15 protein-coding genes are annotated in these 11,634 nt (G+C 73.8%); 8 read left to right on the forward strand and 7 right to left on the reverse strand.

What is annotated here, in order from left to right; all coding sequences use genetic code 11:
- Positions 1–20: 20 nt before the first annotated feature.
- From CUT83_RS17375 to CUT83_RS17385, 3 genes are all read left to right on the forward strand, one after another.
- A complete protein-coding gene (locus tag CUT83_RS17375; RefSeq protein ID WP_101256842.1) occupies positions 21–1,082 on the forward strand; it encodes a Ppx/GppA family phosphatase in 1,062 nt (353 codons plus the stop codon).
- Positions 1,083–1,426: 344 nt separating this feature from the next.
- Positions 1,427–1,771, forward strand: a complete 345-nt coding sequence (locus CUT83_RS17380; protein ID WP_101256843.1) for an STAS domain-containing protein — start codon at positions 1,427–1,429, stop codon at positions 1,769–1,771.
- A 145-nt stretch (positions 1,772–1,916) separates the two neighbouring features.
- Positions 1,917–2,552, forward strand: coding sequence for a hypothetical protein (locus CUT83_RS17385; RefSeq protein WP_101256775.1), 636 nt, complete (start codon positions 1,917–1,919; stop codon positions 2,550–2,552).
- Positions 2,553–2,569: 17 nt separating this feature from the next.
- On the opposite strand, the gene CUT83_RS17390 is transcribed toward CUT83_RS17385, so the two are convergent.
- Positions 2,570–3,538, reverse strand: coding sequence for a pyridoxal-phosphate dependent enzyme (locus tag CUT83_RS17390; RefSeq protein WP_101256776.1), 969 nt, complete (start codon positions 3,536–3,538; stop codon positions 2,570–2,572).
- 67 nt (positions 3,539–3,605) lie between these two features.
- Positions 3,606–4,226: an L-threonylcarbamoyladenylate synthase gene (locus tag CUT83_RS17395; protein ID WP_093848778.1), complete on the reverse strand. Its 621-nt coding sequence runs from the start codon at positions 4,224–4,226 to the stop codon at positions 3,606–3,608.
- A gap of 134 nt (positions 4,227–4,360) precedes the next feature.
- Between CUT83_RS17395 and CUT83_RS17400 the strand changes: the two genes are divergently transcribed.
- Both CUT83_RS17400 and CUT83_RS17405 read left to right on the forward strand, forming a co-directional pair.
- Positions 4,361–5,371 (forward strand): ATP-binding cassette domain-containing protein, encoded by a 1,011-nt coding sequence (locus CUT83_RS17400; RefSeq protein WP_101256777.1) that lies wholly within the window; start codon positions 4,361–4,363, stop codon positions 5,369–5,371.
- Positions 5,368–6,177 (forward strand): ABC transporter permease, encoded by an 810-nt coding sequence (locus CUT83_RS17405; RefSeq protein WP_101256778.1) that lies wholly within the window; start codon positions 5,368–5,370, stop codon positions 6,175–6,177. The genes CUT83_RS17400 and CUT83_RS17405 overlap by 4 nt, the downstream gene beginning before the upstream one ends.
- Positions 6,178–6,258: 81 nt before the next feature.
- Here CUT83_RS17405 and CUT83_RS30350 read toward each other — a convergent pair whose 3' ends face one another.
- The 3 genes from CUT83_RS30350 to CUT83_RS17415 form a co-directional block, all read right to left on the reverse strand.
- Positions 6,259–6,399: a DUF6126 family protein gene (locus tag CUT83_RS30350; RefSeq protein WP_165869437.1), complete on the reverse strand. Its 141-nt coding sequence runs from the start codon at positions 6,397–6,399 to the stop codon at positions 6,259–6,261.
- Positions 6,389–7,060 carry a helix-turn-helix domain-containing protein gene (locus CUT83_RS17410; RefSeq protein WP_101256779.1) on the reverse strand — a complete coding sequence of 224 codons (672 nt, stop codon included), beginning with the start codon at positions 7,058–7,060 and terminating at the stop codon, positions 6,389–6,391. Before CUT83_RS17410 ends, CUT83_RS30350 begins: the two co-directional genes overlap by 11 nt.
- Positions 7,061–7,214: 154 nt before the next feature.
- Positions 7,215–8,045, reverse strand: a complete 831-nt coding sequence (locus CUT83_RS17415; protein ID WP_101256780.1) for an alpha/beta fold hydrolase — start codon at positions 8,043–8,045, stop codon at positions 7,215–7,217.
- A gap of 57 nt (positions 8,046–8,102) precedes the next feature.
- On the opposite strand from CUT83_RS17415, the gene CUT83_RS17420 reads away from it, so the two are divergent.
- The 3 genes from CUT83_RS17420 to CUT83_RS17430 all read left to right on the forward strand — a co-directional run bounded on the left by CUT83_RS17420 (position 8,103) and on the right by CUT83_RS17430 (position 10,108).
- Positions 8,103–8,585: a MarR family winged helix-turn-helix transcriptional regulator gene (locus CUT83_RS17420; RefSeq protein WP_101256781.1), complete on the forward strand. Its 483-nt coding sequence runs from the start codon at positions 8,103–8,105 to the stop codon at positions 8,583–8,585.
- Between the two features lie 178 nt (positions 8,586–8,763).
- The gene (locus CUT83_RS17425) at positions 8,764–9,159 is read left to right on the forward strand and encodes a BlaI/MecI/CopY family transcriptional regulator (protein ID WP_101256782.1); all 396 of its coding nucleotides are present in this window, start codon (positions 8,764–8,766) and stop codon (positions 9,157–9,159) included.
- Positions 9,160–9,166: 7 nt separating this feature from the next.
- Positions 9,167–10,108: a M48 family metalloprotease gene (locus CUT83_RS17430; RefSeq protein ID WP_101256783.1), complete on the forward strand. Its 942-nt coding sequence runs from the start codon at positions 9,167–9,169 to the stop codon at positions 10,106–10,108.
- 98 nt (positions 10,109–10,206) lie between these two features.
- On the opposite strand, the gene CUT83_RS17435 is transcribed toward CUT83_RS17430, so the two are convergent.
- Both CUT83_RS17435 and CUT83_RS17440 read right to left on the reverse strand, forming a co-directional pair.
- Positions 10,207–11,202, reverse strand: a complete 996-nt coding sequence (locus CUT83_RS17435; RefSeq protein ID WP_101256784.1) for a sporulation protein — start codon at positions 11,200–11,202, stop codon at positions 10,207–10,209.
- A gap of 108 nt (positions 11,203–11,310) precedes the next feature.
- Entirely contained in the window at positions 11,311–11,532 is a 222-nt protein-coding gene (locus tag CUT83_RS17440) for a hypothetical protein (RefSeq protein WP_101256785.1), read from the reverse strand.
- Between the last annotated feature and the right edge of the window lie 102 nt (positions 11,533–11,634).

The following is an 11,634-nucleotide window of genomic DNA, read 5'->3' on the forward strand; positions in this document are numbered from 1 at the left end:
CCGGGGGGCACGAGCCCTCCATGCGTTTGGCGGTTGTGGACGTGGGGTCCAAGACGGTGCGGCTGGTGGTGGCCGACTGCGGCGGTGACATACCGCTGCCGGTGCACACGGCCAAGCGGCGGCTGAGGCTGTCCGAGCACGTGGGGCCGGACGGACGGCTCGGCGAGCGGGCGGTGGACGCCGTGGTGGCCGCGGTCGCCGAGGTGAGGGAGGAGTCCGCCCGCTGGGGGGTGGAGCAGCCCTTCGCCTTCGCCACCGCGGTCATCCGGGACGCGCCCAACCGCCACCAGATCCTGGAGGCCGTCCACGGCGGTACCGGGGTGCCCCTGTACGTCATGTCGGGTGTGACGGAAGGGGAGTTGTCGTTCCTGGCGGCCCGGCAGTGGATGGGCTGGCAGGCGGGCCCGATGGTGCTGCTGGACATCGGCGGCGGCTCGCTGGAGGTGGCCTTCGGCCGGGACAGGACGCCCGGCTTCGTGGCCTCCCTTCCGCTGGGCGCGGGACGGATGACGCGCGAGTACTTCGGGGAGGCGGACCCCCCGCCGGCCGGCGCGGTCAGGGAACTGAGACGCCGCGTACGCCACGAGCTGCGGGACGTCGCGGTCCGGATCCACTGGGAGCGTCCCCGTACCGCCGTGGCCGTCTCGCGCACCTTCCAGCAGTTGGCCCGGCTGTGCGGGGCCCCTCCCGGGAAGCTGGGCCCCTTCGTCACACGCCGCATCGAGCGCGGGGACCTCAAGGCGGCCGTGGAACGGCTGGCCTTGCTGCCCGCGGCCGCCCGCGCGGAGCTGCCCGGCATCTCCGCCGCCCGCGCCCGGCAGTCCCTGGCCGGAGCCGTGATAGCGCACACGGCCATGCGGTGCATGGAGATAGAGACCCTCACACTCTCCCCGTGGGGGCTGCGCGAGGGTGTCATGCTCAGACAGATCCGGGAACAGGCCCCGCTGTGGCACGGGGCCCCGGCGGACATGTGCCGGACGGACCCGTCCGGCGCGCTGCCGTCCCTGGTCCGGTCCCCGTCCGGCCGCCGCGGCCGGCCCGGTGAACGGGTGGTCAAGGACGTTGTGACCCGGGAAGGTTGAGGGGCCGGCGGGCCCGGCCGGGCCCGCCGGCCCTCCACGCGGTGGCTTTGGCGGCCTCAGGACACGTCGGTCCCGGCGATCGGGTCCTGGGCCCGCCTGCGGATCCCGCCGCGGGCGGGGCGTCCGGCATGTCCTCGACCGCGGCGGGGGTGATCCCGCCGACCGGGGCGGTCCCGGCGGAGCGGCCCCCCGAGCCGGTCGCCCCGCGCCGCTTCGCCCTGCCCTGCCCCGCCCCGCCCGGGCCGGCGGCCACCGGTCAGGGCAGGGGCGGTGGTGAGAAGCTGGAGGGAGAGGACGAAGACAGGCGCACAACCACCGCCGGTCGGCACACGGAGGAGGCCGTCATGGCATCCGAGCCGCAACCCACCGCACGGGCACACCGCCCGAACCTGACGATCACCGAGGCCGGACGCCGCCGCGCCGTGCTCAGCTTCTCCGGCCGACTGGACTCCGGAACACTCGGTGGACTGGAGGAGCGGCTCGTGGACCCGCGACTGCTCGGCGCCCACGAAGTCGTGCTGGAGATGGACGATCTCGATCACATCGACCTGTCATGTGCCTACGCCCTGCTCCGTGCGGCCACCGGACGGCCGGAGAACGCCGTACTGACCGTCCGCGGGGCCGGCCCGACCGTCCTGCGGACCCTGCACGAGGTCGGTCTGGACACGGTCGCGGTGATCGAGGAGTGACAGCGGGCACCCCGCCCGGACGCGCCCGGCACCGGCGCCCCGGACGAGGGAGCGCGCACGCGGGCCGCCGATCTTTACGGGCCGGGGGCGGGACGCTACCGTCGGCCTCGCCGTTGTCAGCCCGATGCCGCCCGCTGGAGTCCCCATGCGCCGAACCGTGCTCGCAGCGGTTCTGATGTCCTTATCCCTGCCCCTCGCCGGCTGCGGCGCGGGGGGCGAGCCGGCCCCCTCGGCCACCCCCGGCCCCTCCGCCCCGGCGACCGCCGGACCCTCCCAAGCCGCGTCCGCCGGGCCGTCGGCGGTGCCGACCGGGAAGACCTTCGCCTGGCCGGACGGCCTGGAGGCGACGGCGACGGTGCTGGGACGGCTGCGTCCGGCCGACCACACCGACGTCCAGGGCGGCACGGTGGACGAAAGGCGGCTGGCCGGGGCCCGCGAGAAGCTGCTGGGGCAGAGCGGCGAGCCGCTGGGGCTGCGCGTGCAGCTGACCAACAACGGCGATACACCCCTCGACCTGGACGCGGTGGAGGTCCAGTGGGTGGGAGTCGAGGTCGGCGGCATGGCCCGGAGGGCCGCCGCCGACGGCGGTTTCGAGGGTGAGCTGGCGCCGGGCGGGAGCGCGACGGAGCTGAGCGCCTGGGCCGTGCCCGACATCGTGGCCGTCGGCTACCAGGTGCTCGTATGGCCCGAAGGGGCCCGGAACGGCGCCGCCGGACAGTTCTCCGGCGCCGTGCCGGGCGCCTCCCTCCGCCCGCCGCAGGGCGATGACCACGGCCACTAGGGCGTGTCCCGGCCGGATCAGCTCCCGAGGAGCTCGGCGAAGCGCTGCGCGCCGACGTTGCCGCCGGAGACGATGACGCCGACGCGGGACGGCAAGGGGTCCGGAAGCCCGGCGAGCACGGCCGCCAGGGCGGCGGCGCCGCTGGGCTCGACGACCGTTTTCAGCCGTTCGAACGCCAGTCGCATCGCGTCGCGGATCCGGTCGTCGTCCACCAGGACGATCTCGTCGACCAGCCTGCGGTTGACGGAGAAGGTCAGCTCCCCCGGCCTCTCCGCGGCCAGACCGTCGGCGATGGTGCGGGGCACGGGGATCGAGACGCGCCCTCCCGCCTCCAGCGACCGCCTGGTGTCGTCCCCCGCCTCCGGCTCGACGCCGATCACCCGGATCCCGGGCCGCAGGGCCTTGGCGGCCGTGGCGCTGCCGGCGATCAGCCCGCCGCCGCCGACCGGGGCCACCAGGGCGTCGAGCTCGCCCACCTCCTCGATCAGTTCCAGCGCGGCGGTGCCCTGGCCGGCGATGACGTGCGGGTGCTCGTAGGGCGGGATCAGCGTCAGCCCGCGCTCGGCGGCCAGCGCCTCGCCCAGGGCGACCCGGTCGCCGGTGTAGCGGTCGTAGGTGACGATCTGAGCGCCGTATCCGGCGGTGGCCTCCAGCTTGGAGCGCGGGGTGTCCTCGGGCATCAGGATCACCGCGGTGGTGCCCAGCTCACGCGCGGCCAGGGCGACGGCCTGCGCGTGGTTGCCCGAGGAGTAGGCGGCGATGCCCCGGGCCAACTGCTCGGACGACAGGCGTGAGGCGGCGTTGTAGGCGCCGCGGAACTTGAAGGCCCCGATGCGCTGGAGGTTCTCGCACTTGAGGAAGACCTCCGCGCCGGCGAGGGAGTCCAGGGTGCGGGAGCGCAGCACGGGGGTGCGGTGGGCGACGCCCTCGATCCGCGCCGCGGCGTCGCGGACGTCCTCCAGCGTGACCGGCGGTGTGCTCGTCATGTCGATGTCTCCATCGGGGGTGTCGGGGACAGGGCGTCGGGGAGGGGGACGGGGGCCGTCGGCCCGGCTACTCGAACCGGGAGGTGTCGCCCGCTCCCCTGCGTACGATCTCCGCCTCGCCCCCGGAGAAGTCGACGACCGTGGTCGGCTCGGTGCCGCAGTCGCCCGAGTCCAGCACGGCGTCGACCACGTGGTCGAGCCGCTCCTTGATCTCCCAGCCCTGCGTCAGCGGCTCCTCCTCGCCGGGCAGGAGCAGGGTGCTGGACAGCAGCGGCTCGCCGAGCTCGTCGAGCAGGGCCCGGGTGACGACATGGTCGGGGATGCGGACCCCGACCGTCTTCTTCTTCGGGTGCAGCAGCTGGCGCGGCACCTCCTTCGTCGCGGGAAGGATGAAGGTGTAGCTGCCGGGCGTGGCCGCCTTGATCGCCCGGAACACGTCGTTGTCGATGCGCACGAACTGGCTCATCTGCGCGAAGTCCCGGCACACCAGGGTGAAGTGGTGGCGGTCGTCGAGGTTCCTGATCGACCTGATCCGGGCGATGCCGTCGCGGTTGCCCAGCCGGCACCCCAGCGCGAAGCAGGAGTCCGTGGGGTACGCGATGAGCCCGCCTGACCGGATGCCGTCCACCACGGTGCCGATGGTGCGCTGCTGGGGGTTGTCGGGGTGCACGTCGAAATACCTCGCCATCCCGCCGACCTTACGCGATCGGGTCACCGCGCCGTTTGTCAGTGGTGTGCGTCACAGTTGTCCATAGGGCCGCCCCCGGGCCGGGGGCCGGAGGCGGCACCCGAACGCGACCTCGGTTCGAGGAGGCGAACCCCATGGCACGCGCGTACGCGATCCAGGCCGAGGGCCTGGTCAAACGTTTCAAGGACACCCGGGCGCTGGACGGCGTGGACCTGGAGGCCCGCACCGGGACGGTGCTGGGGATGCTCGGGCCGAACGGAGCGGGCAAGACCACCGCCGTGCGGATCTTCGCCACCCTGCTCCAGCCGGACGCGGGGCGGGCCGAGGTGGCGGGCCACGACGTGGTCCGGGAGGCGGGGGTCGTGCGCTCCCTGGTCGGTCTGACCGGCCAGTACGCGGCGGTCGACGAGAACCTCACCGGCACGGAGAACCTGCTGCTGATCGGACGGCTGCTGGGGATCCCGAGGCGTGAGGCGAAGGCGCGGGCGGCCGAGCTGCTGGAGCGCTTCGGGCTGACGGATGCGTCCGGGCGCGCGGTGAAGACGTTCTCGGGAGGCATGAGGCGCAGGCTGGACCTGGCGGCGAGCCTGGTGGGCCGGCCCAGCATCCTCTTTCTGGACGAGCCGACGACCGGCCTCGACCCTCGCAGCCGCGGGGAGTTGTGGGACATGCTGCGCGGCCTGGTCGCCGAGGGCGTGACCGCGCTGCTGACCACGCAGTATCTGAACGAGGCGGATCTGCTCGCCGACCGGATCGTGGTGATCGACAAGGGCCGGGTCATCGCCGAGGGCACGCCCGACGAGCTGAAGTCGCAGGTGGGCGGCCAGGTGCTTCAGGTGCGGCCGGTGCGGGGGCACGACCTGGCGGCCGCGCACTCCCTGGTGGCACGGGCGGCCGGACCCCAGACCCGGATCGAGGGGGAGGTGGTCACGGCGCCGGTCGGCGACCCGGAGCTGATGCCCGCGGTGGTCCGCAGCCTGGACGGGGCCGGTATCGCGGTCGGGGAGCTGACGCTGCGCCGCTCGTCGCTGGACGAGGTCTTCCTCGCGCTGACCGGTCACCGTGCCGGGCCGGACGGAGGACGGCGGGGGGCGGGTTCCCGGGCCGGGGAACGGAAGGAGGAGGGGACGGTGAGCGTGTCATGACCGCCACGACAGCAGGCGCCCCCGTCACCGCCGGCGGCAGGGTCCGCCCGGGCGCCGGGCTGCGGCAGACCGCCACCATGGCGTGGCGCAGCCTCGTCGCCATCAAGCACAACCCGCTCGAACTGGTCGACTACAGCATCACACCGATCATGTTCGTCTTCCTCTTCACCTATGTGCTCGGTGGCCAGATGGCCGGGTCGCCCGATGTCTACCTGACGTACGCGCTGCCGGGGATCATCGTCCAGAACACCCTGTTCATGACCACCTACACGGCGCTGGCCCTCAACACCGACCTCACCAAGGGCGTCTTCGACCGGCTGCGCAGTCTGCCGATAGCCCGATCCGCCCCGCTGGTCGGCCGGATCACCGCCGACCTGGCCAAGCACGTGTGGGCGATGCTGCTGATGGTCGCTCTCGGTCTGGCGCTCGGCTTCCGCGTCACCGGCGGCTTCGGGGGCTTCCTGGCGGGTGCGCTGCTGCTCGTCGTCTTCGCGGCGGCGGTGTCCTGGTGCGCGGTGCTGATCGGCATGCTGGCGGGCGACGCGGAGAAGGTCCAGGCGTTCGGCTTCACCCTGATCTTCCCCATCACCTTCACCAGCAGCGCCTTCGTCATCGTCGACACCATGCCCGGCTGGCTCCAGGCCTGGGCGGACGTCAACCCGGTCACCCATCTGTCGGACGCGTACCGCGGTCTGCTGCTGGGCGGTGAGGTGGGCCGGCCGCTGCTGTGGTCGCTGGTCTGGGCGGCGGGGATAGCGGCGGTCTTCTACCCGCTGGCGATGAGGGCCTACCGGGCCAAGACCTGAGGAGCCGGGCGGGCCTCCCCGCCCGGCGCCGGTGCGCGGCCGGAGGAGGCCGCGCACCGGCGCCGCGGAGACAGGGAGGGGCTACTCGCCTCCGAGCGTGAACAGCAGGTAGAGGAAGAACGCGAAGACGTGGCCCGCGACTATGTAGGCGAACAGACGGAGAACGAGTCCGCGGGGGAAGCGGCCGTCGCCGCGTTCGACACCGGTGTCTTCACTCGGCATGGGGGTCACCTTCCAAAGATCGCGATGAGTCGGTGTGCCGCCGGGCGTCTCGCCGGACAGGCGGTTCCCCGCCGCCCGGACACAGATCGCCGATGTTGCTCCGCAGCAGCGTGTGGACGAAGAGAAGGTCGGCCCCCTCCGGGGGGACGGCGGTGATCCGGTGGGGGGTCAGACTGTCGTAGTGGGCCGAGTCGCCGGGGCCGAGAAGGTGCTCGTCGCTTCCCAGGGCGAGGCGGAGGCGGCCGGTGAGAACGTACAGCCACTCCTCTCCGGCGTGGGTGCGGACCAGGTCGTTCTGGGCGTCCGGGGGGATGTGCACGCGCAGCGCCTGCATGGCCCGCCGCGATCCGCCTGCCTGCCGGTAGACCCAGCCGCCTGCCTCGACCGGTTCCACCTGCCCGGCCCGGACGACCGGGTCCCTGTCGGGGGGAGCCTCGCCCAGCAGGTCCGCGACCGTGGTGCCGTAGGTCCGGGCGAGCGACAGCAGGAGCGGCAGCGACGGCTGGCGCTGCCCGGTCTCCAGACGGGACAGGTGCGCCGGGGACAGGTCGAGCCGCTCGGCTGCGGCCTCCAGGGTGAGTCCGCCCCGCCTGCGCAGGTCGCGCAGACGGGGCGCGACACCGGGCAGGTCCGTGCCCGTGTCGGGAGTTCTTTGGCCCATGCATCCATTGAGCCACGTCTGTGCCCGTGGGGCAAGTTATTTGCCTCGGGGGCAAGAGTGACTGCCGCGAAGACGGCTTTCCGCTCTGATTTCGGCCCGAGAAGGCGGAGCGCGCCACCGCGGGGGCTCCAGCAGGCCTCTTCCGCCTCGCCCGTCAGCCCGGAAGGGTTCGCAGAAACCCGGCCAGGAGGGCGTTGTAGGCGGCGGGGTTCTCCATGTTGGGGTAGTGGGCCGCGCCCTCGACGGTCTCGGCGCGGCCGCCGGGGACCGTGCGGACGAGGCGTTCGGCCATGGAGATGTGGTCGCGGGAGTCGATCGCGCCGTTGATGGCCAGGAGCGGCACGCCGATGTCCGCGGCCCGGTCCCAGGGGTCCGGGACCGGGGTGATGAGATCCGGCTCGTCCCCCGTGTGCTTGGCGGCGGTCCGCAGGGCCATCGTGCGCAGCCGTCGCACCACCTCCCGGTCGACGTCGTCGAGACCGCGGTGCGGCCCGGCGGCGAAGAGCAGGAAGGAGTTCAGCCAGCCCTCGACGTCACCGGAGGCGATCGCGCGCTGCTGCCCGGCCAGGAGCCGTCGGCTCCAGGGCGTCTCGAAGACGGGCCGGCTGGTTCCGGCGCCGCTGACGACCAGGGCGCGGACCAGTCCGGGGTGTTCGAGCGCGGTGTCGACCGCGGTGGCCCCGCCCATCGAGAGTCCGACGAGGACGGCCGGCGCGGCGTCGAGGTGCCGCAGCAGTGCGGCGAGGTCGTCGGCGGGGCGGAACGGCCGGGTCGCGTTCGAGGAGCCGCCGTGTCCGCGGGCGTCCGGGGCGATGACGCGATGGTGCGGTGCGAGGGCCCGGATCTGCTCGTCCCACATGGTGTGGTCGAGGTGGCCTCCGTGGAGCAGGACCACGGTCGGCCCCGTTCCCTCGTCGCGGTAGGCGAGGGGGCCGTCGGAGGTGGTGAGTGTGAGCGTACGCGAGTGTTCGCCACGGTCAGACATGACAACCAAGGTGTCATTCCTTCGCGAGGTTGGCAACAGGGGTGTCATCCTGGCGGGATGACGGACACCCATACCCCCGACGAGCCCCTGCCGCCCGGTGAACTCGCCGACCGGCTGGCCGAGGTGTTCGCCCTGGTGGGACCGCTGTACCGGCGGGCCCACCGCAAGGTGGAGCAGATCGCGCCGGCCGACGGGCTGTCCGTCGGGGTGCGTGCCGTCCTGGACCTGCTGCGCGAGCACGGCCCCATGACGGTGCCCCGGATGGGCCGCGCCCAGGCGCTGAGCCGGCAGTTCGTGCAGCGGATGGTCAACGACGCGGTGGAGCGCGGGCTGGCCGAGGCCGTCCCCAACCCGGCTCACCGGAGGTCCCCGCTGATCCGGCTGACCGACCGGGGCAGGGCGGCCGTCGGTGCGCTGCACGCGCGCGAGCAGGCGCTGCTGGGTCAGGTGGGAGGCGGCCTGACCGGGGCCGACGTGGACGCCTGTGTGAAGGTCCTGACCCGTATGCTCGCGTTCCTGGACGATGTCGGCACGGACTGACGGGTGCGCGCCGGCGTCGCGACTCTGCCCATCCGGCGGGGTGGCGGCGCCGGTCCGTGGAGACTCCCGGCTCCACGGCGGCGCGGAGGTGCCGAGGGCCGCCCCGGCCGCCGCTCGCCTACGATGTACGGCCGGCCCGGCCGATGTGACGGGGGCATGGCTGGAAGGAGACGGCAGGGTGGACCAGGAGAGGACAGGGCGGCCCCGTGCGCGCCGGCGCGGCCAGGGCGAGCTGGAGGTACAGGTGCTGTCGACGCTGCGTCAGGCGCCGGGACCGGTGGACACCGCCTGGGTGAGGGAGCGGCTCGGCGGCGACCTGGCGTACACCACCGTCATCACCATTCTGACCCGGCTGCTGGCCAAGGGCGCGGTGGTGCGGGAGAAGACGGGACGCTCGTTCGTGTGGTCGCCGACGGCGGACGAGGCGGGGCTGGCGGCGCTGCGCATGCGGCGGGTGCTGGACGGGGAGAGTGACCGTCAGGCGGTGCTGGCGAGTTTTGTGACCTCCCTGCCGCCGGGAGACGAGCGGATGCTGCGGGAACTGCTGGAACGGGCCGAAGAGCCGGGGGAATGAGGCGGTTGTGGGGGTCTTCGTCTTCCTGCCGCTGGTGCTGCCGCTGACGGCCTGGCCGATCGCGCGCCTGGCCGAGCAGCATCTGCACCCGCGCACCGCCACGGTGCTGCTGTCGGCGGCGGCCGGCGTGCTGGCGGTGTGCAGCACGGTGTGCCTGGTGCTGCTGATGGTGGTGGGCACCGCGCAGCTGCCGGGCAACCCGCTGCCGGACGGCTGGTCGGACGAGGAGGTACGCGAGGCGGTCCCCTACGACGAGGTCGCGGGCCGGGCGGCCATCCCCGCACTGCTGGCGGTCGTGGCGGCCTGCGGGCGGACGCTGTGGGTGCACCGCCGGGTGCGGCGCCGGGCGGTACGGGCGCTGACGGGCGCGCGCGGCCGGTCGGTGGCGGTGCTGCCCGACGGCGAGCCCTACGCGTACGCGCTGCCCGCGGGCCGGGGCCGGCGGGGGCGGGTGGTGGTGTCCACGGCGATGCTGTCGTGCCTGGGAGGCGGGGAGCGGCGGGCGCTGTTCGCGCACGAGCGGGCGCATCTGGCCGGCCGGCACCACCGGTTTCTGCTGGCGGTGCACCTGGCCGCGCGGGCGAACCCCTTCCTGCGGCCGCTGCGGACGGCGGTGTCCTACACGGCGGAGCGGTGGGCGGACGAGGAGGCGGCGGAGGCGGTCGGCAGCCGGCGGGCGGTGGCCCGGGCGGTGGGCAGGGCCGCGCTGGTCCCCCGCGGTACCGGCCCGGCCGCGGCACTCGCCCATTTCGCCGCGGCCGGGCCGGTACCGCGGCGGGTGGCGGCCCTGCTGGAGCCGGCTCCGGTGGCGCGCAGCTGGCCGCCGGTGTTCACCACGGCGGGGCTGGCGGCCTGGACGGCCGCGGCGGGCACGACCGTCTCGGCGCTGTCGTCGGCGAACTCCGCCGTCACCCTGTTCTTCGTGCTGAAGGCGGCCACCCCGCTGTAGGACCCGGCCGCGGCGGCCTCGCGGACCACTGCCCGCATCGCGGCGGTGGCGGAAGCCCGGGCCGCGCACCACCGCGGCCCGGACACAGGCGGTACGGATCAGCCCTCGTCGCCCTCGCCCTCGTCCTCGCCCTCGAAGGCGTCGCCGATCTCGTCGACGACCTCGGCCGCGACCATCCCGCCGGCGACGCCGACCGCGAGCCCGGCCGCGCCCGCGGCGATGGCGGTGCCCATGCCCGGACCGGAGCGGTGGCCGCCGTGGTGCTCGCCGTGGTGCTCGCCGTGGTGGTGTCCGTAGGGGTCGGCATGGCCGTACCCGCCGTGCGCGGCACGGTGCTCGACGAGCTGCCGGACCCAGCCGTCCACCTCGGTGTTCCAGTCGCGGACGTCCTGGTGCCCGACGGCGAACCGGGTGAGGGCGTCGTGCCCGCCGGAGAACAGGCCGCCGCGCTTGTCGGCCTCCAGCACCACCTCCATGCCACCGGGGTGGGCCAGGAAGGTCACCTCGATCTCGTTGACCGCGTGCGCGTACTGCGGAGCGGGGGTGAGTTCGACCTCCTGGTAGAAGGGCAGGGCCTGGCCGGTGCCGTGGATGCGGCCGTACTCCAGGTCGGCGGACTTGAAGCCGAACCCGAGCTGCCCCAGAGCCTGCAGGATCGCCTCCTGCGCGGGCAGCGGGCGCACCGCCAGCGGGTCGAGGTCGCCCTTGTCCTTCGCGCCGGCCACGGCCAGCTCGGTGCGCACCCCGAGGACGATACCCAGGGGCTGGCCGTACAGCTCGGTGACCGGGGTCTCCCACGGCAGCGTCACGGTGAACGGAACGGCGCGCTCCTCGCCCTCGGCCAGGCGGAAGCCGCCGGCCACGGTGAAACGCTCGAAGACGATCCCGCCCTCGGACTCGCCCTCCTCGTGCTCGACCTCGACGCGGGCGATCAGTTCCAGGGTGATGTGCTCGATGTCGAAGTCGGCGCTGCCGCCCTTGAGATGCACCTGCCCGGACAGAGGGCCGCCCGGCAGGGCCGCGCCCGGGTCCAGGACCGTGTCCACGGTGGGGCCGCCCACGCCGAGCGAGCCGAGCAGCCGTTTGAACACCATCGCGGCGTTCTCCTTTACGTGTGCGTGTGTCTGTGCGTGTGAGAGCCGCGCGGCGCCGCGGCGGGGGAGCGTGGGCTGTGCCGTACGCGGCGCCGCGCGGCCCCGGGGCTACTTGGCGGTGGTGTCCAGCGCGGCCAGCGCCTGGGCCCGGCGGACGTACTTCAGCCCGGCCAGGTCGGCCACGGTCTTCACGCCGAACGCCTCGTCCAGCAGTTCGCCGTCGCGGTCGGAGACACCCTTGAGGGCGGAGACGGGTGCCTGGAGTATCTCCGGCAGGGCCTTGTCCGCCCACGCCTTGTCCAGCACCTTGTCCAGGTCGATCGAAGCCACTTACGCCCTCCCAGGCTGACGGTGTGTGAGTGAGGTGCGGGTCCGGGCGGAACCGCGCAGGCCGGTCCGTGCGTTGACCGATCGGTCCCGCGGCCCGGTCCC

It is taken from the genome of Streptomyces barkulensis, from assembly GCF_002843305.1.
Taxonomy (GTDB): Bacteria; Actinomycetota; Actinomycetes; order Streptomycetales; family Streptomycetaceae; genus Streptomyces; species Streptomyces barkulensis.